This is a genomic window from Cryobacterium lactosi (assembly GCF_004403945.1).
GTDB lineage: Bacteria > Actinomycetota > Actinomycetes > Actinomycetales > Microbacteriaceae > Cryobacterium > Cryobacterium lactosi.
Genome location: NZ_SOHM01000012.1, coordinates 164700 through 184531, shown reverse-complemented (window position 1 = coordinate 184531; position 19832 = coordinate 164700). Strand labels below are relative to the sequence as shown.

Genomic DNA, 19832 nt, shown 5'->3' with positions numbered 1-19832 from the left:
CTCCTGTCGTAAGTCCGGTTCAACGCCGTCCTCCCGGCAGGAGAACGCGTCAATCCCGCGTATCTTGCGCCCTGACAACCGGACGGAATCAGACGACCGAAATCATGCAGCCGGCACCCGGTCGAAAGGCCGACCCACGGCATCATCGGTGCCGACTTGCCGTCAGGAGCTGAGGGCAGCCGCCGGTGGAGTGCGCGCGGGATTGGCGCGGCCGAGACAGCGGTCATCTGTTCTTGGTTCGAGTCCAGATGCCCCAGCAGGAAAGAAACTTTTGGTCAAGAGTGGTTTTCTTGCTTACCGAACACCGCAGTCGACGTCCGCAATTTGATAGGAATTCCGCAGTTAGTCTGCACGCGGGACTGTCGGTCACCTCGTCACCGCTGGGCCTGCGGGCCTAATCCTCAGGCCGTGGACTCCCTCGATGTGGCGCGGACGCTACACAGCGGGCCGCCACATCCCGGCGGGAGACATGAGCGGGATTGATTCGATGTTTGCGATCGCCACGAATCCGTGACGTTTATAGAGCTCCCGGTTGCGTTCGTTCGACGACTCCAAGTAGACGGGTGCGTGAGTCGCATCGATCATCTCGAGTCGCGAGCGCAGTAGTTCAGTACCCACGCCCGATTCGCGAGACTGAGCGCGGACCCCGATCTGCGCGAGGTACCAATGCGGTTCGACCGGTCGGTAGGACGCTAGGAGAGACTGAAGACGAGCGGCACGGGCCAGGCCGTCCCATCCGAGAGCTCGAATGAACGTCGGTAATTCGGTGAGTTGGTCGATGATGGAGGCGCGCTTGCCTGGGCGTTCCCAGACAGCGGCTCCGAGAATTTCCCTTCGGTTCTCGCTTCGGGCCAGATCTATCCGTCCCGTTTGCAGGGGACCGGACCGCATGAGCGCGCGGAATAGGGAAGCAGTTCGTCGATGTGAATCTGCGCCGGCGCGGATCAGGGACGAGATGACCGATCCACCCTGAAACGCGCCCGCGAGGACTTCAGCGGTTTCGGTGACGTCGGTAGGTGCAGCGGGTGTAATGGTAAACATTGTGGATCCTGCTTTCTCTGGTTTGCTGTGGTGGGTGTGTGGAGCGGGGAGAGGCCCTTATACGGAACTGCCGATCAGGGTGAGTGACCGAGAAATGAGAGCTTGGCGTTGGGCTGGGCTCACGGCCACGATGTTTGTCGCCTCTGCAATCCACAGGCCGTTCGTGGCCAGCCAAACAAGCAGCAGTGAGGCGGTGTCAGTCTCGCTGCCGAACTCGAACCACTCTCTGAGATATTCGAGCCAGGGTCCTGAGAGCGTGGGGCGTCTGACCGCTTCAGTGAAGACCACGAACTCGCCTCGGGTTGCTCCTCCGTTGGCTGCGAACTCGACGAAGGCGCGAACGCGTTCGGCGAGTGTGGACTCCTCAAAGGAGCGGCCAAGTGTGCCGCGGAGTTCGACCTTCCACCTGTCTATGACGTGCTCGATAACCGCGTACATCAGGTCGTCTTTTGATGGGAAGTGATACATCAGTCCGGCCTTGGACAAGCCGACCTCGCGGGCAACGGATTCGTAAGTGATATCGACGCCGCCAGCGGCGTCGACGACGCGCAACGCGGCAGCGAGGATGTCGGTTCGGGAGCTTGATCTCATGCCATAACTGTACCGTATGGATGGTTAAGTAACTCGAGACCTCGGTCAACTCTCAGTATCGCGTTGCGATTGAGACTGCGGTCAGAACTCAGCCATACGTATGGTACAGTAATGCAGCGAATGTGTTGGTGGGGCAGGTGTCGGAAGCCATTGATCGACATTCGATAAACGGCAAATCCTGCTGTCGCTCGCCGAGCCCGTCGGCAACTCATCGAGAGAGAGTCACACGTGTCGAGAAGTGCAGATCTAGAAAAACCCCGCTGGTACAGCGAAACATGGAAGTCGGCTTTTCTCGCTACAGCCGTCGTGCTCCTGGGCGCGCTTCTCGTCGGCGGGCTCACGAGTTTCGGGCAGCAGTACCTCCCGGACTGGCTGAGGTCACTGAGTAACTCCGCCGGCGGGTGGACCATGTTCAGCTTCCTGTTGGTGTGGCTGGGTCGTGCCCGACCGTTGCTGGGTGCCTTTCTCGGTATCGTCGCTTTCCAGGCGCTCAACGAGGCCTATGGGGCCGTATCTCTGCTGCGCGGCTACTTCTACGCGGAGCCGTTCAGCTCCAACTGGACATACATCGGGCTGGCGGCCGGTCCGATACTCGGCGTGTCCGCGGCTCTCACCAGGTATGGTCCACCTCTCTGGCGCGCCCTTGGTGTAACTCCGCTCGCGGCCGTGCTGCTTGGAGAAGGCATCTATGGCCTCCAGTTTGTCGCTGACACGACAAGTCCGATCTACTGGAGCCTCGAAATAGTCCTCTCCCTGCTCTTCGTGACCCTCGCGATCTTTCGGGGACGACTGCGTCTGCGCTCCGTCGCGCTCGCGCTGGGCGTGTGGCTAGTGGGGGCTTCCACCTTCTGGTTCTTCTACGCAGTGGTCCTGCAGTAGCCTGCGCGCAGCGACAGGGTGGCTATCCCACGAGGCGTCCCGCTAGAGGGTTAGGTGACGTAGGAGAGTGTCGACTAGTGCGGCTCGTTGGGCCTTGCTGAAAAGGAGCCGCCCGGACACTTCGTTCATCCACAAGCCGTCCAATGCCAGGAGCACCACTTGCTGGGCGTCTGTGAGACCCTCACCTGGTGCAGAGGTCCATCGCTCAACGAAACGGCGCCACTGAGTATTGATCTCCTCGGAGTGCGAGCCGTCAAGGAAGATAACCAATTCGCCCCCGTGTACCTCTGTCGCGGCACTCGCTATAACGTAAGCTTCCAGCCGCTGGATGAGTGAAGCCTGTTCGAAGGGCACGGGTAGTCGACGTTGAGCCTCTACCTCAGTGCGACGCCAGATGTCGGAGATGATCGCGTCCATCATCTCGTCCTTGTTGAAGTGATACTGCACGCCGCCTTTTGTCATGCCGGCTTCCTCGGCAACGGCTTCGATCGTCACACCACGGACGCCGTCTCTTTCGGCAAGTCGGACCGCGGCATCGATCACTCTTGATCTATTACTCGGTCGGGCCATGAGCTTCTCTCTGAGTTGACCGGATATTCCGGGGTGCTGAACGGACGAGTGTCTTCGGGCCAGGCGGGGGAGGCGGGCCCAAAGGCGGTCGCCTGTCGAGCAACACTTGGAGTTACTATACCGTCTGAATGGTGTAGTTACGATTTCGTCACAGGGTTGACCCTGAAACGTGAGGTCCCCTGGAAGCTGACCGTTCGGATCATCCGGTGGGATGAAGACGGCGCCTATCCACTCTGCGTTCAGTCGACGATGTAGACAACTCATCAGCGCTTCTTGGACTGCTCAGCTACCTCGGTATCGGTGTGGCCACCTTCATCGCCGCTTTCTCTTTGGCGATATCCGGGGTTGCTGCCGTGCTCGACCGCAAACGGGTGCTCGGCCTCCTTCGCCTCTTGGGAATGCCCGTCAGCGAGTTCCGCCGCATCGTGAGCTACGAAGCCGCCGTCCCACTCCTCGCGGTAGTTGCGCTCTCCAGCGGGCTGGGCCTTATCGTTGCCCAGCTGATTCTGGTGGGGCTCACAAACGGTTCGCGAACAATCGGCTGGCCCGATCCACTCTTCCTGGTGGCCCTCGTGATTAGTGCAGCGCTCGCCGTGTCCGCCGTGGTGACCACGTTCGGAGCAATTCGTCGCAAGACCGAGGTGACGTCCACGCGTTTCGAATAGTGCTCGGTCTGTTCTCTCCGGGAGCCCACCAGAACCGTGCTCACCTGCAAAGGCGCCACAAGGCCGAGCATGCCCACGATGATCAGGGCGGCGATACCGCTGGCGGTGGCGCCGTGGCCAGCGTCATCGATGCGTTGCAGGGTTCCAACTAGCTAGCCCTTGATCGACGAGGAGGCCTCGGTGATGTTCGGCGTGACATCAATAGTGCTGTTCAGCCGGTGCAAGCCGTTGCACAGCGACGGATGTGTCCGGGGTCCGGGCAGTGAGCGGCCAGGTTCCGGCGACGACATGTGCCTGATCAGCAAGGACGGCTCTGGCGCCGGCGCCTTTTCGCAGCTGGACGATACCGGCAGTGCCGCCCAGCGCTCGCAGCGTCAACTCAGTCACGCAGCCGGCCACGCTCCGGAAGAGACTTTGTGTTCTGTCGCGGCGAATCTCTGGATGGGGGTGGGCAGCTGGGCGGCCTCAGGCAGCCTATGCCCTCGGGCAGCCGCATCGGACTCGTTGACAACCTTGACGAGCTCATGCAGAACGACAACCAATCGAATTGCGCCGTGGGCGGCCAATAGCACGCTCCCTTCGAGAACCCACAGTGCGGGGCTGGTTGCACCGGCCGAAGCCATGGCGGAGGCAATGAGCGAACCGAACGCCGCCGCAAGCGGGGTGGTCACGACAGACATCCAGTTGCGTTGGATGCTCGAAGAAGCCGCCCGTCGTATCGTTCGAAAGCGTTCGTCGATACTGCTCAACCCGAAGAGGACCACCACCCCGGCGAACCCTCCCACCATCGCGGCGACACCCGCGACTCCCAACGATAAAGCGCTGACGGCAATCTCTCGCCGCTCTGTGCCGAGGTGGTCGAAGGGTGCGGTGACCGCAATCAGTGGGAACCACAAGGCCAAAACGAACTGGGCGATCACCGTCCCGATGAGGGAACTTGTGACGATACTCGGGTGATCGAATAGACAGCTGCCCAGGCGTTCTAACCAGCGCCTCGCACGAACAAGGACGCGGGCGCCGTCAACAGGAGCCGATGGCAGGTTCGCCGGTGTCGAAAATTCACTCATCTCACGAGGTTAGAAACGAACCCCGGCCCAGGCATCCGTGGAACTACGGAGAAGTGCGGCAGCCGTGCGAAGCAAACCAACAATTTCACACCGCGGCAGCGTCGGCCTCAACTTCGCCGGCCTCTTGAGCCTCGATGATGCACGCCCGGTAATGGATCTGCATATCGTTGAAGGTCCTGAGAACCGATGCGGAAACCTTTCGGGTCCTGGCTTGAGAGTTCCATCGCAGCCTTGGCTAACAGTGGGGGCTGCCCCCGACCCGAGCCGTAGGTGACCACGACTCTCAGGAGCTGCGCGCGGATCCGAACGATAGGACTGTCGACACCGTGGCGCAGCGCTTCAGCTGGGGCAACTGCGTCCTCGGTGTCGCTGAGAAGGGCACGCATGAAGAGTTCCTTCTTGCCGCCAAAAGCGTTGTACAGGCTCTGCCGGCCGAGTCCGGTTGCAGCGACGAGATCATCCACCGACGTATCGGCGCATCCGGTCTTGGCAAACGCCCGGCTCGCCGAGGCAACTACCTCCGTTTCGTCGAACTTTCGTGGTCGTGGCAGTTAGCGCGTTCCTTCGGCGGTGATGGCGACCCAGTTGTTGACCATCTAGTCAAATATGATCTACAGTTATTGACTATTCAGTCAGAAACGGTACCACTCGGCCAACGGGTCGACAAAGCCCATCGCACTGAGAGCGTGACGCGCTACAGGGTGCCGGGCGGATTGTGGGACTTCAGCGAACAGGAGCAGATCATGGGACGACTCGAAAACAAGGTGGCCTTGGTCACCGGCGGCACGCAGGGAATTGGCCTTGCTGCGGCGGAACGGTTCGCAGCCGAAGGGGCACACGTGTACGTGACCGGTCGGCGACAGAACCAGCTCGACCAAGCAGTCCAACAGATCGGCCACGGCGCAACCGGCGTGCTGGGAGACGTCAGCAGCGACACAGATCTGGACGTCCTCTTCGCCGCGGTGAAAGCGGGCGGGCGCGGATTGGATGTGCTCTTCGCCAATGCCGGAGGCGGCGAATTTGCTGCACTCGCGGACCTCACCCGTGATCATCTCGAGAGTACCTTCGCACGTAACGTCTTCGGGACCGTTTTCACCGTCCAGAAGGCACTGCCGTTGCTCAATCACGGTGCGTCCGTGATCTTGACCGGCTCCACCTCCGCCAGCAATGGCACCCCAGCCTTCACCGCTTACGCCGCGTCTAAAGCGGCCATCCGCTCCTTCGGTCGCACCTGGGCCGCCGAGCTTGCTAGCGCCGGTATCCGGGTCAACACCCTCGTCCCGGGATCTACCGAGACGCCAGGCCTCACGGACCTCGCTCCAGGGCCCACCGAGGCTGCTGCCATGCTGAAGGCGATGGCTGACGACTCGCCTATGGGTCGGCTCGGTCGTCCCGATGAGATTGCCGGCGTAGCGTTGTTCCTCGCTTCCGAGGACAGCACCTATATGACCGGGGCCGAAGTCTTTGTTGACGGCGGCAGCGAGCAGGTGTGACCCCAGACCCGCTGCAGGCTCTCGCCCACCGATTGGCGTGGCACTGCGCACGCCAAACGCCCGTTGCCTGAGTCGGGCTCATGAACATGGTCTTAGATGGTCATGACTACCAGGCCGGCACCCGGCAGGGGAGAACGGACGAACCATGCCATGGAGTACACGAGAGATCGCGGAGCTCGCCGGAACGTCGGTGAATACCGTGCGCTACTACCACCGCTCGGGTCTTCTCGATGAGCCGGGCCGGACGTCCAACGGCTACAAACAGTACGGCGCCAGGCATCTCGTTCGGTTGCTGCAGGTCCGGCGCTTGCGGGACCTGGGCGTGCCACTCGCGCAGATCGAAACCGTGGGCTTCGGAGGGGGACCTCCGACGGCTGCGCTTCTGGCGATCGATGCGGACCTCACCGCCAGCATCGAGCGACTGCAAAGGACACGCGCCGAGATCCGGGCCACCCTCGATGGATCCTCCGCCATCGACGTGCCGTCGGGCTTCGAGGACGTGGCATCGCGGCTATCCGATCCGGATCGTTCGCTCTTGCTCGTCTATTCGCGGCTCTACAACGAGTCAGCGATGACAGACGTCAAACGCATGATTGAGTCCGAGCCAGAGCCCGACGGTGCCAGTGCAGCATTCGACACACTGCCCGCAGACGCCGATGACGCGACGAGGCAGCTCGTCGCCGAGACGCTCGCGCCCAAGATCGCCCAGCACCTCGTGGACTACCCATGGGTGATGGAGCCGGTCGAGCATGTCTCGAAGGGTCAACGAGTCACCCGAGAGGCAGTGACCGAGGCCCTCAAAGAGCTGTACAACGCGGCACAGGTCGACGTGCTGGGGCGCGCGAGCGCCATCGCGCAGGAACGGCTGAACGTCGGTCAGTGACGAGTGTGCAGCGACGCGGACCGCCCGACCAGATTGACTGTGTGGCTGGTACATAGTGTTATCTGCTGGACATGAGGCAACGAGAACAAATATCCCCGCCAGTGGTTTCGGGGCACGGCAACAGCACATTAGCAAGACGGCGGGGGTTGACGGTGACGGCAGCTGTGGTCGCCCTCGGGGTCCTGCTCGTCGGGTGCGCACCGTCAGGTGGGGTGCCCGCGGACGATCCCCAGAACAAGCCGCTCGACCGGTACCACACCCAGGAACTGGTCTGGGAGAGTTGCGAGAGCTACGCCGTAACAGCCTTGGATGAGCAGTACTTCCCCCTCGCGCCCAATCAGCCGCAGTGCGCGCGGCTCGAGGTACCGATGGACTACGCCGACCCTGAGGGTGAGACGGCGTCGGTTGCGGTTGTCCGGATCGCCGCTCGGGGCGAGTCAATGGGATCGCTGCTGTACAACCCGGGCGGTCCAGGGGGAGCGGGGCTTCTCACAACGATGGGTGTGTCGGTGACGTTAGGGGAAAGCGCGATCACCGAACGCTTCGACCTGGTCGGATTCGACCCCCGAGGGGTCGGCGCCACCGAGCCGGCGGTCGACTGCTACTCGGAAGACAGCACAACCGAAGGCGACAAGGTGTTCGAACGCCTCGGCTCTATCGCGCCGGCGCTAACCGAAGCGGACACTCAGGCGCTCGTCGAGCGGTGCGCTGAAGGATCGGGCGGCATGAATGCCCTCGCTAACATGGGCAGTCGCACCACGGCGAAGGACATGGATGTGCTCCGCGAAGTGCTCGGCGAGGAGAAGCTCAACTTCCTGGGGCAGAGCTATGGCTCACGCCTCGGCTCGGTCTATGCCGAAGAGTTCCCTGAGAACGTGCGCGCCATGATTCTCGACGGGGCATTCGATCCCACCCTGCAGCTGCAGGATCGACTTCTCGCGTCCTACACCGGTTTCCAGGTGGCATTCGACGCAATGGCAGCCTCCTGCGCCGTACAGCAAGCCTGCCCGTTGGGTACCGACCCTGCTGGATGGACCGCAGCGTTCCAGGCCATCCTTCAGCCGTTGGGGGAGAACCCGGTGCCCGCGCTGGAGGAGGAAGAAGTCAATTTCGAGGTCGCACTCAGCGGCGTCATGGGCGGCCTGTACTCGCCCGACGCATGGCCACGCATCATTACCGGCCTGCAAGAGGTGCAGCAAGGCCGTGGGAACGAACTACTCGCACTCGCATACGGCATCAGCGGCTTCGAGGTCGACGGAGATACCTCCGACGGCAGCACCGAGGCACTCTTGGCGATCAACTGCGTCGACGAGGAGGAGCTGTCGGCCGACGACCTCGCCGCGCTGCGGACGGATGCCTACGAGCAGGCGCCGTTCATGGACCCGGGTACCGACATGAGGGAGGCCGCCCGCTCCCACTGCGCAGATTGGCCGAAGACCGGCGAGCTGGGTATCCCATACGCGCATGACATCGACGGGCTCCCCGCCACACTCGTCGTGTCGACTACAGGCGACCCGACCACCCCGCATTCGGGCGGCATCCGCCTCGCCGAATCGCTCGGCAGTGCCCTGCTGACAGTCGAGGGCGAGGGGCACACAGTCGTCTCGGGCGGCGCGAGCCCATGCGTCGACGAAATCGCCGCGGCATATCTCATCGACCTCGAATTGCCAGAGGGTGAGTTGGCCTGCACATTGTGATCCGCCGCCCGCCTTTCCGAAACGGCAACACAGCCACTCCGAAGGAGCACCACTATGCAACTGAATCATGATTCTCCGCCCCGCCTGATCGCTGTTGAGGAGTTCTTCGCGGATCCGTCGTTCTCCAATCCGTCGATTTCGCCCGACGGTTCGAAGATCGCCTACCTCGCACCTGCCCATGCACGACGCAATGTGTGGGTAAGGGGGGTCAACGCGGACCACGCCGACGCGGTGTGCGTCACCCACGACGACCGACGAGGCATTACTACCTACTACTGGAGTGACGACTCCCGCTGGCTGCTGTATCTGCAGGACACCGATGGCAACGAGGACTGGCACCTCTACCGGGTCGACCTCAGCAGACCAGACGAACCTGCAGTCGACCTCACTCCTCTGGCCCCGGGGTCACGTGTCTTCGGCGCCGAGCCGATGCCGTCGCACCCCGGCACCGTGCTCGTCGCGATGAACAAGCGACCGGTTGCGATCGATCTGTTCCTCATCGAAGTCGCAACCGGTGAGATTACCCTCCACCATGAGCAGACCGATCCGACGGAGAACGTACTGCTCGACCAGCACGGGTCGCCGGCGTTTTCCACCCGCATGACCGACGACGGAACAATGGAATTCTCGGCGATTGATCGTGGAACCGGTGCGCGCAAGCTGCTCCGACGCATGGGCGGCGCCGAGTACCCCGTGGGCGTGCAGCCTCAACTGGTCACCCCGGACGGGACGGGTCTACTGCTCGGCGCGTACGGCGACTCGGACCACCTCCGGCTGATCCGCATCGATCGAGACACCGGCGATGAGACCGTCGTTGCCGCCGCCGAGGGCTCCAGCCTCGACATCCTCGGGACAATGGCACCCGGCGTGCTCCCGCCCACGGTCTTCACAAGCCGCCGCACGGGCGAGGTCATCGCAGCGCGATTCATCGGTGACAGGCCACGCATCGAAGTGCTGGATGACAGCTTCGCCGAGGTTTTTGCAGCGCTGGCGAAGCTCTCCGACGGGGTGCTGGGCACTCTGTCCTCCGACCAGTCAGAGCGACGCTGGGTCGCAACATTCATTCATGACCGCGACCCCGCAACGACCTGGCTCTACGACCACACGACAGGGGAAGCCCACATCCTGTTCCGTCCTTATCCGCATCTCGAGCCGTCCCACCTCGCGCCGATGGAAGCGGTCGGATTCTCGGCTCGCGACGGGTTGCCGCTACGAGGCTTTCTCTCGCTTCCGGTCGGAGTCGCCCCCACGAACCTGCCCCTGGTGCTCCTGGTGCACGGTGGTCCTTGGCAGCACGACACCTGGGGATACAACCCGCAGGTGCAGCTGCTCGCCAACCGAGGGTATGCGGTGCTGCAGGTTAATTTCCGGGGCTCGACCGGCTACGGTCGACGTCACACCACCGCCGCGATCGGCGAGTTCGCGCGCGCGATGCACACCGACCTCATTGACGCCGTCGACTGGGCCGTGGCTCAGGGATATGTCGACCCACAACGCGTCGGCATCATGGGCGGATCCTATGGCGGTTACGCTGCGCTCATCGGTGCAGGGCTCTCGCCTGATCGGTTTTCTGCGGCAGTCGACTACGTAGGGGTGTCCGACCTCGTGAACTTCATGCGGTCGCTCCCGCCGTTCACCAGGCCCTATATGGCCAATAGCTGGTTCCGGTACGTCGGCGACCCCGATGACCCCGCCGCTGCGGAGGACATGCGCTCCCGATCGCCCATCGCCATGATCGATCAGATTGCGACCCCTCTGCTCGTCGCACAGGGAGCCAATGACGCCCGGGTCGTGCAGGCTGAGTCAGACAACATCATCACCCCGCTGAGGGAACGCGGCATCCCCGTCGAATACATTCTCGCCACCGACGAGGGCCACGGCTTCGACAACCCGGAGAATCAGATCCTCCTTCACCGTGCGATCGAGCGTCACTTCGAAGCGCATCTCGGCAGTCGCGGGTAACGGCTATCGGTACAAGAAGCCGCGGGCGGGTTGATGGGAGTGCAGCTGAGCCGGGCTTCCAGCTCAAAGCTTGGTTGCGCGAGTGGGCAGGGTGACTGTGTCGCCCGCCACGTCGATCGCGACTTTGCCGTGAAGCGCATATGACCGTCTGTTCTCCAAGAGCTCATGAGCCTCGCCCATTCGAGCGAGGGGCAGGGTTGCGCCGATGATCGGTCGCACGAGGCCGCGCTCGACCAGGTTGGTGAGGGCGTCCAGCTTGCCGCTGTTCTGCCGAGTGAAGACGAAATGGTAAGCGGCATTCTTGCCCCACGCCTCGATCAGGTTCTGCGGCTGCGCAATGTCAACGATGCTGACGACGCGTCCGAAGTCGGCGAGCGTCAGCGGGCTTCGTGTGAGCGTGTCGCCGCCAATCGTGTCGAGGACGACATCGACTCCCTTGCCTCGCGTCATCTCGGCCACCGCATCGACGTAGTCCGCCGAAGTGAAGTCGATCGCCTCATCGGCTCCGAGCGAGCGCACGAACTCGTGGTCGCCGGCTTTCGCAGTGGTGATCACACGTGCGCCCATCGCCTTCGCGACCTGGATGGCGATTGTGCCGACACCGCCTGCGCCGCCGTGGATGAGGATGCTCTCACCCACGGTGAGCTGAGCCCGTGTCACGAGGGCCTCCCACACCGTCCCGCCGACCAGCGTCAGGCTTGCCGCCTCGAGGTGGCTGACATTCGCCGGTTTCCGGCCGACGAGATCGACGTCGGCGACGTGCTGCTCGGCGTACGACCCGCTGCCGCCAAAGATCTTGGGTGTGTAGTAGACCTCGTCGCCTGCGCGGAACTCGGTCACGTGGGATCCGACTTCCTCGATCACGCCGGAGATGTCGTGTCCGATGATGGCGGGGAGAGGGACGTAATCTGCGTAGTCTCCGCGGCGGATCTGAATGTCGAGCGGGTTGACGGCGGTCGCATGGACGCGCACTCGCACCTGGCGGGGTTCGACCTTCGGTACGGGGACGGCGCGCAGCTCAAAAACGTCGGCAGCACCGAATCGGGCAAGGACAATGGCATTCATGGTGTCAGCAATGATCTGAATTCCTCATCTGGAGTGTCGGCGCGGCAGCGCCCGAACGGGTGTCACTTCAGTGTCTGGTACTGGGAACCGGCGCTCCAGTGGCGGGAATGCCATTATGTGTGAGGATAGTGACAATAGGGTGGTGATGTGATGCAACGACCCCATAGTGTGGTGGTCCTCGTGCTTGATGGTGCTCTTCCTCTGGACGTGGGGATCCCGGCGGAGGTGTTCCATCCGGAGACGGGGTTCCCCTATGAAGTCTCGGTCTGCGGGGTCGAGCCCGGAACTGTGCCGGCGCATGGGGGCTTCGGGTACGCCGTCTCCCGTGGGCTGGAGGCGCTGGCGGGAGCCGATACCATCATCGTCCCGGGCTACGCGCCGGCGGGTCGACAAGTGCCGGCAGAGGTGCAGGAAGCACTTCGGAGCGCGGCAGCGCGCGGCGTGCGGATCGCGTCGATCTGTTACGGTGCGTTCGCCCTCGCCGATGCCGGTCTGCTTGACGGTCTCCGTGCGACGACGCACTGGGACGCGGTGAAGCAGCTGGCGGAGCGACACCCTCAAATCACGGTCGAGCCGAACGTGCTCTTCGTCGACGAAGGACTTATCCTCACCTCGGCGGGTGCCGCCGCCGGCATCGACCTGTGCCTGCACATCGTGCGAAGCGACCTCGGGGTAAGCGCGGCGAACGAGATCGCCCGCAGCCTCGTGACCGCGCCCTACCGGAGCGGAGGGCAAGCCCAGTATCTGCCGAAGAACAGCTCCGTACCCCACGGTGACACTCTGGCAGGGACTCGCGAATGGGTCCTGCTGCGGCTCGACCAACACCTCACCATCGACGGTCTCGCGGCGCACGCGCGGATGTCGCCGCGCACGTTCCTGCGCCGCTTCGCCGACGAGACCGGCAACACCCCGTTGCAGTGGATCCTGCGCGCTCGAGTCGACGCCGCCAGAGAACTCCTGGAGGGCACGCGGCTTTCCATCGACCAGATCGCGGATCAGGTCGGCCTGGGAACCGGATCGAACCTGCGGCTGCACTTTCGCAGGATTGTGGATGTGACCCCCTCCGAGTATCGGGCCACCTTTGCTGGGGGGAGCGGTCATGCCGGAGTTGGCTCAGGTCAGTTCCCCGCGCTGTCGAGCCAGCTGTAGCGAAGGCGGAGTGCCCGATCCGTGCTGGCGGCAAGCGCCGCCAATCCGAGCCCGATGTTGAGCCACAAGGGCAAACGGATAGGTGATTCGAAGGTCCCGATGTATTCCGCGAACTGGGGGATCGCGGAAATCGGTTCGGCAATCTGCAGGAGCAGAAGCAGCGTCCCGATGACGAGGAACAGGACCGACAGGAAGCCCAACAAGCGGCTCAGTGTGGGATGCACACGTTCCAGCCGGGAGCGCCGACCTTCCGCCGATTTCGGATCGGGTGAGAGTTGCCTATCCTCGCCGTCAGCGCTGACGTAGTGACAACGTTTGACGCCGAACGCACTCGTTGCCACCTCGATAGTGCCGTCGCAGACGGGGAAAGCGGTGGGTAACTTGGACTCGGCAAGGTGTTTGCCGTTCAGATAGAGATGCGCTTTCGATTTGCCGTCGTCATAACCTGGGTGCCGTTTGCTGGGGATGTCGACGGAGTAGACCATCAGATGGCCGTCTCTGTTGTAGAACTGGGCATGGAAGAGAGCGCGGCCCGGGAGTTGCCACCATCGAAATGGTCTCAGCGCCCGTCCGTTTCCGGGTTTCACGCGCTTCGCAGCACGCCCGCGCTTCCACTCTTGGCTCATGATCTCACGCGGGTTTCGCTGGAATCCGGGCTGACCCGTCGTGGAATACGCAAAGTCCTATCCCTCCTCTGTCAGGTGTCATCGCCGGATCTGACGACTGACTATGGACAGTCCAACCCGTGCCCTTGGGGCAGAGTCAACTCGCGGCTGACGTCTGCCCGGTAGTGACGCTGTGTCATGGATCTCGGTGACACGGCGGTACTACAGCCAGAGCGCAGGGTCGAGTGCAATTGAAGGTATGACAGACCACGTGCGGTTCTACCGCAAACCTTTCCAGATCATCCGAGCAGATCTCCGCGTCTTCCTCATCATCAACGCGATCGTGTTCGGCTTCTTCATCCTCGGTCTCGTCGCGGCGATGGTGTTCCCGGAACTGGGAGCGCAGAAGGCGGCTTCCTTGGAAGCGGACGGGACGAATGGCATGGTGCGCTCTCTCTTCGAGAATCCGTGGTTGTTCGCGTTGGTCATCCTGGCAGTGAATCTCTTCAGTGCCGCCGCAGCGTGGATTGTGCTCCCGTCCCTGATCGTGCCTTTCGCCGCTATTCCTCTCTTCGCCTACAAGGCGTTCACCCTCGGATCAGGCCTGTTCCCGACCACCGAGATGGCCGCCGTCGGTTGGATTCCACATTCGTTGACCGCGTTGATCGAATTCCACGCGTACTCAATCCTGGTCTTCGGCGCCTACCTCCTGGGCCGGTCATGGCTGCGACCCGCGACCATCGGCGCACCCACCCGCCGACAGGGTTACCTTCGCGGACTTGGACAGTTCGGATGGCTCGGCCTTCTGGCACTGGGCTGGTTCATTGTGGGCGCGATCTGGGAGGCATACTCCCTCCGCTACCTCGTTCACCCGCTCAGCGAACTACTGCTCTAACAGCGGTCCCCGCCATCTCGCATCTCCGATGCCGGGAACCGTTAGCCCCCCCCCAACTTCAACCTGAAAGAGGCAATCTATGTCCAATCCAGTCGCTGATCTCGTCGCCGGCTTCCAAGAGCTCGTCGGACAGGTACCCGACTTCTTGCAGCCGCTCATCGTCGCCGCAGCCGGGGCCGTTCCCTTCATCGAAGGTGAAATCTCCGCCCTCATCGGAATACTCGGCGGGCTACACCCGCTCGTCGCCATGTCTGCCGGTGTTCTGGGAAACCTGACCTCGGTCGTGCTGGTCGTTCTGCTCGGCTCTCGTATTCGGTCGGGTGTGGTGGCCCGCCGTTCACGGAATGCTCCGGTCCCAATGATGGCGTATGCCGGGGCCGTGGAAACGGGGCCGGTCAACGAAGAGGACACCGCAGTCGCACCCGAGGAGGTCAAGCCAGAGTCGAAGGGGCGGCAGAAGATCCGCCAGTGGCTGATCCGATTCGGAGTGCCTGGCGCCAGCATCCTGGGACCTCTCGCGATCCCGACTCACTTCACCGCCGCCATTTTTGTCGCCTCCGGCATCAGCAAGGGCAGGGTCATCTTGTGGCAGGCCGTTGCTATCGTGATTTGGACGGGGATCACCACCGTCTCTGCCACACTCGCCACCCTGGTCATCGGGACCTAGAACCAGCACCAGCGGGACGCCATCCCCCGTGCAACCCTCCTGCTGAGCCCCCGGAAACGGGGGTTCAGCAGTTCGTCGTTGCATCCCTGAACTGTGTCGGCGACGCTATGCGGGTTCGGCCAGCCCCGTGTCGTAGGCGAAGATCACAGCCTGCACCCGGTCGCGGGCACCGATTTTTGCCAGAATCTTGCCGACGTGTGTCTTCACCGTCTGCTCGGCGATGAACAGCGATGCGCCGATCTCCCTGTTTGACTTGCCCGCACCGATGAGCACGAGCACTTCGCGCTCACGATCGGTGAGGTCTGCAAGCGGTGCCGAGGTGCGCGGTTTGTGGAGCTTCTGGGCAGCGAACCGGGCGATCATCCGCCGGGTAACGCTCGGGGCCAAAAGTGCGTCGCCCGCGGCGACGACGCGGACCGCATGCACCAGTTCCTCCGGCAAGGCGTCCTTGAGGATGAAACCGCTCGCGCCCGCCTGAAGCGCGTCATAGACGTAGTCGTCGATGTCGAACGTGGTGAGCATGAGGATGCGTGGCACGTGCGCTGCTGGGTAGGTGGAGCCCAGGATCCGCTGGGTCGCTTGGATCCCGTCGAGCTGCGGCATCCGGACGTCCATGAGGATCACATCGGGGTCGAGCCGGGCGGAGAGGTTCACGGCCGCAGCACCGTCGGCGGCCTGGCCCACGACGCGGATGCCGTCGTGTGCGTCCAAGAGTGCCGCGAAGCCGGCGCGCACCATCGCCTGGTCGTCGACGATCAGTACGCTAATTGTCACGGTTCCTCCTATTTCGTACCGGGCTCAGGATGCCACTGAAGCACTGCGTCGACGGTCCAACCACCGTCAGCATCAGAGCCGGCCTCAAAGGTCCCGTCGAGGAGCGCGACGCGTTCACGCATCCCTGTCAGTCCATGGCCTTCGCCCTGTACTGTCGGCATGCCGGAAGCGATGTTGTGCACGCGCAGTCGGAGCATCCAGGGCTCCGTCCGGACATGGACGGATACAGAGGCGCCCGGCGCGTGGCGGACCGCGTTGCTCAGCGACTCCTGGACGATGCGGAACGCCGCGATCTGCACGGTTGCCGGCACGTCGGGGGTCAGGGCGATGAGCTCGAGTGCAACGTCCACGCCGGTGCGCCGGGTGCTGTCGATCAGGGCGGGAATGTCCTCGATGCCCTGTTGCGGGGCGAGTTCCGCGGTCTGGTCGTCGGTGCGCAGCACGCCGAGAAGTCGGCGCATCTCGGTGAGGGATCCGCGGGCCGTGGTCGCAATGTCCGCCAGTTCTTTGGCGGCGTTGTCGGCGAGATCGGGCACACGGTACCGTGCGGTGGACGCCTGTACCTGGATGAGGGACAGGCTGTGAGCCACGACATCGTGCAGTTCGCGGGCGATGCGGTTGCGTTCCTCGATGAGGACACGGCGGGACTGCTCCTGCGCGGTGAGATCTCGCTCGCTGGTGAGTTCCTTCATGGCGCGGATGCGTCCGGCCAGGAGTGTGGCGACTATATATGCGACAACGCTCATCGACGCGGCGACGATGAGATCGGCTGTCGGCGGGTTCGCCGCTGCAACCTCGGGTTGCAGCAGAGGAGCCGCGAGCGAACCAGCATTGCCGACGAGCAGTGGGGTGAGGCCCATTCTCCAGCCGTGCAGGAAGGTGATCACGCCGACGAATGCGACGAACGTGATCAGCGCAGGTACCGTCCATGGCCACGGACCGACACTTTCCGGAATCACGAACAGAGGGAGCAGGAATGCCGCGAGCGAGAACAGCCCGATGGCAATCCGGGGGCTGGGGATGGCGACGAGCAGGGAGCCAGTGAGCATGATGCCGAGCAGGAGCGACACCGGAACAGCAGTACCGTAGATGGCGGCGTGGACGGGGACGAGCACGGCCGCCAGCGCGACGGCGGCGAGCACCAGGAGGATCAGTTGAACTGCGCCCCTCCTGTTGTGTCGCACGGTGCCATCCATGTCGGTCATCTTGTCACGCTCGGCTGGCGAGCCTCGGCCACGGTAATCGTCTCAACGCGTGTGAGGGTACGGGCGAGGCTGTGGCGTCGACGGAAGTCCATCAGCCGATCGATGACCAGGCCGATGACGAGGGCGAGTACGATGCCGAGAAGCGCGCTCAGCAGCGGCTGGTCTTCAAGCCACTGGCCGGCTACGAGACCGAGGCCCGCGCTGTACGCCGCCCACGCAACTCCGGCGACAACGCTGAGTGGGAGGAACCACCGCCAGGGGTAGCCCACGGCACCCGCTGACATGTTGACGGCTACCCGTCCAATCGGGATGAAGCGTCCAGCGACGATCAGGCCCGCGCCGCTGTCTCGAAGACGTCGCTGCGCCCACTCGAAGCTCGCCGCCACTCGCGGTCGCCGCATCCAGCGGAAGCGGGTGCTCCCGACGCCGCGACCGATCGTGTATCCGATGTTGTCGCCGATCATCGCGCCGAGGGCCGCCACGGCACCGAGGACGAGTAGGTTCGGGCCGCCGGCGGATACCGCGACGGCCGCGGCGGCAACGAGCACAGTCTCGCTGGGGATCGGAGGGAAGAACCCGTCGACAATCGCTACCGCGAACATGACGAGGTAGAGCCACGGGGAGGCGACCGCCACAGTGATGAGCTCATTGATGAAATCCATAGCCTCGACGCTACGAAGAGTGGTGATGCCAGGGCATCACTCGGAGGTATCCGCGCACCCATACCGCGGAGCTGTCTTGCTCGTTCACCACGCATGTCGCCACACGATCAACGAGTGTTCGCTCTGACCGCCGCAGCAATCGGCATCGACCCAGCGTTGAGTTCGAGAATCTGCCTGCCGATGCCTGGAGTGTGGAGGAGCTGCGCGAGAGTGCGGGCAACGTCCTCACGAGCGATCTGGTCATGCAACTCTGCTGGACCGAGGGATACGGTGCCGATACCGGGCTCGTCAACGAGTAGCGACGGGCGAAGAATCAACCAATTGAGACCGCTCCGGCTGAGCGCAACATCCGCCGCCTTCTTCACAGCGAAGTAGTACTCGACATCATCGCCGAGGTCGCGCTCGCGCCAGGACTCTGGGAGCACCGACACCAGGGTGAAACGCTCGATACCCGCGATCTGTGCTGCGTCGATTGCTTTTTTGACACCGTCTCCGTCGATTGCTTTCGACGCGGCTCTGCTCCCACCGTTCGAGCCCGCGCTGAAGACGATCGCATCGGCATCACCGAAAACCACCGCAAGGTCGTCCGCCGACAAACTCTCCAAGTCGCCAACCTGCGCTTGGATGCCGCGAAGCTCCAGCACGGCGCGCTGGTCCGGTTGGCGAACCAGCCCTCGGACTGCATCCCCACGTCCGCGGAGCTCATCAGCCAGCAGGCTGCCGACCCCGCCAGAGATTCCGATGATGAATATCTTCATTGTGAATGTTCCAGACACCTATTCGTGCTTCGGCACCGTGACCCTTGTGAAGGAGCTCGGCAAGTTATTGACTATTTAGACAAATTCTACGCCATCGACCGGTGGAATTGGGGCCGTGCGGGCTAGCATGAATGCATGGCCCGCCCGCGTAAGTTCAAAGAGGAAGACGTTGTCGCTGCCGCTTCCGCAGTATTCGCGTCCAAGGGGTACGCGGGTACCACGATGGACGACCTCGCTGCAGCTACGGGTTTGGGCAAGCAGAGCATCTACAACTCGTTCGGGGGCAAGCTGGAACTGTTCATCCGCGCCTTCCAAGCCGATGGGGCGGATGCTGTGGCGATTGCAGAAGCTGCGCTTGACGATTCCGAGGGAACTCCTCTGCAGAAGATTCACGCTCACGTGATCATGACCGCGGTGACGGCTTCCACGAAGGCTGGAACCAGTTCACTGTTCACAAAGGGAACATCAGAGCTCTCGGCGTCCTTGTCCGAAGTGGCCGGAGCCGCTCTGAAGGTGTACTCCGATCTGGAGACTGTCTATCGGGGCTGCTTGGTCGATGCGCAGGAGTACGGCGAAATCGACCCGGCATCGGATGCTGAAGCCCTCGCGACCTTTTTTGTCAGCTTCCTGCGTGGGATCGAAGCCCTCGGATCGGCTGGAGTCTCACGCGACCGCCTCTTGGCGGCGGCGCTCACGGCGATCAACTCCCTGCCGCTCACGGAGCACGGTCAATCTGTCGTGGCCAGCGATTCCATGGCGCCGGAAGCGACGATGCCCGTCTAAGCCATAGAGGCGACCGAGTTTGGATCGACAATCCTTCGGTGCCCCCGGATGCTTATTCCACCTTGTCGAGCAAACGGGAGATCCGCGTCTCCGGCCGGGCGACGATCTTCAACCTACAGATCGGGCTCGACGACTACACGATCTCGACGGGCATCATCAGTGACGACCTCGACCCGGAGATTGTCTCCGTCCCACTCGATGTTGACGAACGCATCGAGATCGGCTGGATCGGCCATTTCGCGATCCCCCTCACCGAACAGGCACAGCGAGACCTCGCTGAAGCATACGTGGAACCACCAAGATGTGAGGCACGTGGGGGAGGGACACGGAGAGCACCTCCATACCGCGGCCGAGATGACAGAACGACTCACTAAGGTGGGTCGAACCGGAGAAAACGCGACCACAACCAGAAAGCCGAAAC

21 protein-coding genes and 1 pseudogene are annotated in these 19832 nt (G+C 63.0%); 11 read left to right on the top strand and 11 right to left on the bottom strand.

The genetic code is table 11. The annotated features are described in order from the left end of the window. Positions 1–435: 435 nt before the first annotated feature. Together E3T61_RS07320 and E3T61_RS07315 are read right to left on the bottom strand one after the other, a co-directional pair. Positions 436–1041 carry a GNAT family N-acetyltransferase gene (locus E3T61_RS07320; protein WP_134640220.1) on the bottom strand — a complete coding sequence of 202 codons (606 nt, stop codon included), beginning with the start codon at positions 1039–1041 and terminating at the stop codon, positions 436–438. 57 nt (positions 1042–1098) lie between these two features. Beyond that, positions 1099–1632, bottom strand: coding sequence for a TetR/AcrR family transcriptional regulator (locus tag E3T61_RS07315; RefSeq protein ID WP_134640219.1), 534 nt, complete (start codon positions 1630–1632; stop codon positions 1099–1101). Positions 1633–1860: 228 nt separating this feature from the next. Here E3T61_RS07315 and E3T61_RS07310 point away from each other — a divergent pair, with 228 nt between their 5' ends. Then, entirely contained in the window at positions 1861–2511 is a 651-nt protein-coding gene (locus E3T61_RS07310) for a DUF6518 family protein (protein ID WP_134640218.1), read from the top strand. 42 nt (positions 2512–2553) lie between these two features. On the opposite strand, the gene E3T61_RS21870 is transcribed toward E3T61_RS07310, so the two are convergent. After that, positions 2554–3054 (bottom strand): TetR/AcrR family transcriptional regulator, encoded by a 501-nt coding sequence (locus E3T61_RS21870; RefSeq protein WP_166793173.1) that lies wholly within the window; start codon positions 3052–3054, stop codon positions 2554–2556. A 329-nt stretch (positions 3055–3383) separates the two neighbouring features. Between E3T61_RS21870 and E3T61_RS07300 the strand changes: the two genes are divergently transcribed. Beyond that, a complete protein-coding gene (locus E3T61_RS07300; protein ID WP_166793172.1) occupies positions 3384–3746 on the top strand; it encodes an FtsX-like permease family protein in 363 nt (120 codons plus the stop codon). 383 nt (positions 3747–4129) lie between these two features. Here the strand turns inward: E3T61_RS07300 and E3T61_RS07295 are convergent, their stop codons facing one another. Both E3T61_RS07295 and E3T61_RS22645 read right to left on the bottom strand, forming a co-directional pair. Next, complete coding sequence (locus E3T61_RS07295) at positions 4130–4813, bottom strand: hypothetical protein (RefSeq protein WP_134640215.1); 684 nt, start codon at positions 4811–4813, stop codon at positions 4130–4132. Between the two features lie 107 nt (positions 4814–4920). Beyond that, positions 4921–5277, bottom strand: a complete 357-nt coding sequence (locus E3T61_RS22645; RefSeq protein ID WP_420898471.1) for a hypothetical protein — start codon at positions 5275–5277, stop codon at positions 4921–4923. 279 nt (positions 5278–5556) lie between these two features. On the opposite strand from E3T61_RS22645, the gene E3T61_RS22640 reads away from it, so the two are divergent. From E3T61_RS22640 to E3T61_RS07270, 4 genes are all read left to right on the top strand, one after another. Next, positions 5557–6306, top strand: coding sequence for an SDR family NAD(P)-dependent oxidoreductase (locus E3T61_RS22640; RefSeq protein WP_134640260.1), 750 nt, complete (start codon positions 5557–5559; stop codon positions 6304–6306). Between the two features lie 145 nt (positions 6307–6451). Continuing rightward, complete coding sequence (locus tag E3T61_RS07280) at positions 6452–7189, top strand: helix-turn-helix domain-containing protein (RefSeq protein ID WP_134640214.1); 738 nt, start codon at positions 6452–6454, stop codon at positions 7187–7189. A 212-nt stretch (positions 7190–7401) separates the two neighbouring features. Continuing rightward, complete coding sequence (locus E3T61_RS07275) at positions 7402–8886, top strand: alpha/beta hydrolase (protein WP_198418655.1); 1485 nt, start codon at positions 7402–7404, stop codon at positions 8884–8886. 54 nt (positions 8887–8940) lie between these two features. Then, entirely contained in the window at positions 8941–10848 is a 1908-nt protein-coding gene (locus E3T61_RS07270; RefSeq protein WP_134640212.1) for a S9 family peptidase, read from the top strand. 63 nt (positions 10849–10911) lie between these two features. Here the strand turns inward: E3T61_RS07270 and E3T61_RS07265 are convergent, their stop codons facing one another. Then, positions 10912–11913 carry a zinc-dependent alcohol dehydrogenase family protein gene (locus tag E3T61_RS07265; RefSeq protein ID WP_198418654.1) on the bottom strand — a complete coding sequence of 334 codons (1002 nt, stop codon included), beginning with the start codon at positions 11911–11913 and terminating at the stop codon, positions 10912–10914. A gap of 168 nt (positions 11914–12081) precedes the next feature. Between E3T61_RS07265 and E3T61_RS07260 the strand changes: the two genes are divergently transcribed. Further along, positions 12082–13062: a GlxA family transcriptional regulator gene (locus E3T61_RS07260; protein ID WP_338145515.1), complete on the top strand. Its 981-nt coding sequence runs from the start codon at positions 12082–12084 to the stop codon at positions 13060–13062. Here E3T61_RS07260 and E3T61_RS07255 read toward each other — a convergent pair. Next, entirely contained in the window at positions 13032–13688 is a 657-nt protein-coding gene (locus E3T61_RS07255; protein ID WP_134640210.1) for a hypothetical protein, read from the bottom strand. The genes E3T61_RS07260 and E3T61_RS07255 overlap by 31 nt on opposite strands. A gap of 238 nt (positions 13689–13926) precedes the next feature. Between E3T61_RS07255 and E3T61_RS07250 the strand changes: the two genes are divergently transcribed. Together E3T61_RS07250 and E3T61_RS07245 are read left to right on the top strand one after the other, a co-directional pair. Next, positions 13927–14562 carry a hypothetical protein gene (locus tag E3T61_RS07250; protein WP_198418653.1) on the top strand — a complete coding sequence of 212 codons (636 nt, stop codon included), beginning with the start codon at positions 13927–13929 and terminating at the stop codon, positions 14560–14562. Positions 14563–14641: 79 nt separating this feature from the next. After that, the gene (locus E3T61_RS07245; protein WP_134640209.1) at positions 14642–15229 is read left to right on the top strand and encodes a small multidrug efflux protein; all 588 of its coding nucleotides are present in this window, start codon (positions 14642–14644) and stop codon (positions 15227–15229) included. A gap of 105 nt (positions 15230–15334) precedes the next feature. On the opposite strand, the gene E3T61_RS07240 is transcribed toward E3T61_RS07245, so the two are convergent. From E3T61_RS07240 to E3T61_RS07225, 4 genes are all read right to left on the bottom strand, one after another. Continuing rightward, on the bottom strand, positions 15335–16003 hold the full coding sequence (locus tag E3T61_RS07240; protein ID WP_134640208.1) for a response regulator: 669 nt from the start codon (positions 16001–16003) through the stop codon (positions 15335–15337). 8 nt (positions 16004–16011) lie between these two features. Then, entirely contained in the window at positions 16012–17208 is a 1197-nt protein-coding gene (locus E3T61_RS07235; RefSeq protein ID WP_134640207.1) for a sensor histidine kinase, read from the bottom strand. Further along, entirely contained in the window at positions 17205–17870 is a 666-nt protein-coding gene (locus tag E3T61_RS07230) for a DedA family protein (protein WP_134640206.1), read from the bottom strand. The genes E3T61_RS07235 and E3T61_RS07230 overlap by 4 nt, the downstream gene beginning before the upstream one ends. Positions 17871–17977: 107 nt before the next feature. Further along, on the bottom strand, positions 17978–18628 hold the full coding sequence (locus tag E3T61_RS07225) for an NAD(P)H-binding protein (RefSeq protein WP_134640205.1): 651 nt from the start codon (positions 18626–18628) through the stop codon (positions 17978–17980). 135 nt (positions 18629–18763) lie between these two features. Between E3T61_RS07225 and E3T61_RS07220 the strand changes: the two genes are divergently transcribed. Further along, positions 18764–19411 carry a TetR/AcrR family transcriptional regulator gene (locus E3T61_RS07220; protein ID WP_134640204.1) on the top strand — a complete coding sequence of 216 codons (648 nt, stop codon included), beginning with the start codon at positions 18764–18766 and terminating at the stop codon, positions 19409–19411. Between the two features lie 56 nt (positions 19412–19467). Continuing rightward, a pseudogene (locus E3T61_RS22280) lies at positions 19468–19785 on the top strand (hypothetical protein); the annotation flags it as partial. Between the last annotated feature and the right edge of the window lie 47 nt (positions 19786–19832).

Bases quoted from the DNA above. Each gene is read 5' to 3' on its own strand.
- E3T61_RS07320 (WP_134640220.1), bottom strand. From the start codon at position 1,041: ATGTTTACCATTACACCCGCTGCACCTACCGACGTCACCGAAACCGCT.
- E3T61_RS07315 (WP_134640219.1), bottom strand. From the start codon at position 1,632: ATGAGATCAAGCTCCCGAACCGACATCCTCGCTGCCGCGTTGCGCGTC.
- E3T61_RS07295 (WP_134640215.1), bottom strand. From the start codon at position 4,813: ATGAGTGAATTTTCGACACCGGCGAACCTGCCATCGGCTCCTGTTGAC.
- E3T61_RS22640 (WP_134640260.1), top strand. From the start codon at position 5,557: ATGGGACGACTCGAAAACAAGGTGGCCTTGGTCACCGGCGGCACGCAG.
- E3T61_RS07280 (WP_134640214.1), top strand. From the start codon at position 6,452: ATGCCATGGAGTACACGAGAGATCGCGGAGCTCGCCGGAACGTCGGTG.
- E3T61_RS07270 (WP_134640212.1), top strand. From the start codon at position 8,941: ATGCAACTGAATCATGATTCTCCGCCCCGCCTGATCGCTGTTGAGGAG.
- E3T61_RS07265 (WP_198418654.1), bottom strand. From the start codon at position 11,913: ATGAATGCCATTGTCCTTGCCCGATTCGGTGCTGCCGACGTTTTTGAG.
- E3T61_RS07255 (WP_134640210.1), bottom strand. From the start codon at position 13,688: ATGAGCCAAGAGTGGAAGCGCGGGCGTGCTGCGAAGCGCGTGAAACCC.
- E3T61_RS07250 (WP_198418653.1), top strand. From the start codon at position 13,927: ATGACAGACCACGTGCGGTTCTACCGCAAACCTTTCCAGATCATCCGA.
- E3T61_RS07245 (WP_134640209.1), top strand. From the start codon at position 14,642: ATGTCCAATCCAGTCGCTGATCTCGTCGCCGGCTTCCAAGAGCTCGTC.
- E3T61_RS07235 (WP_134640207.1), bottom strand. From the start codon at position 17,208: ATGACCGACATGGATGGCACCGTGCGACACAACAGGAGGGGCGCAGTT.
- E3T61_RS07230 (WP_134640206.1), bottom strand. From the start codon at position 17,870: ATGGATTTCATCAATGAGCTCATCACTGTGGCGGTCGCCTCCCCGTGG.
- E3T61_RS07225 (WP_134640205.1), bottom strand. From the start codon at position 18,628: ATGAAGATATTCATCATCGGAATCTCTGGCGGGGTCGGCAGCCTGCTG.
- E3T61_RS07220 (WP_134640204.1), top strand. From the start codon at position 18,764: ATGGCCCGCCCGCGTAAGTTCAAAGAGGAAGACGTTGTCGCTGCCGCT.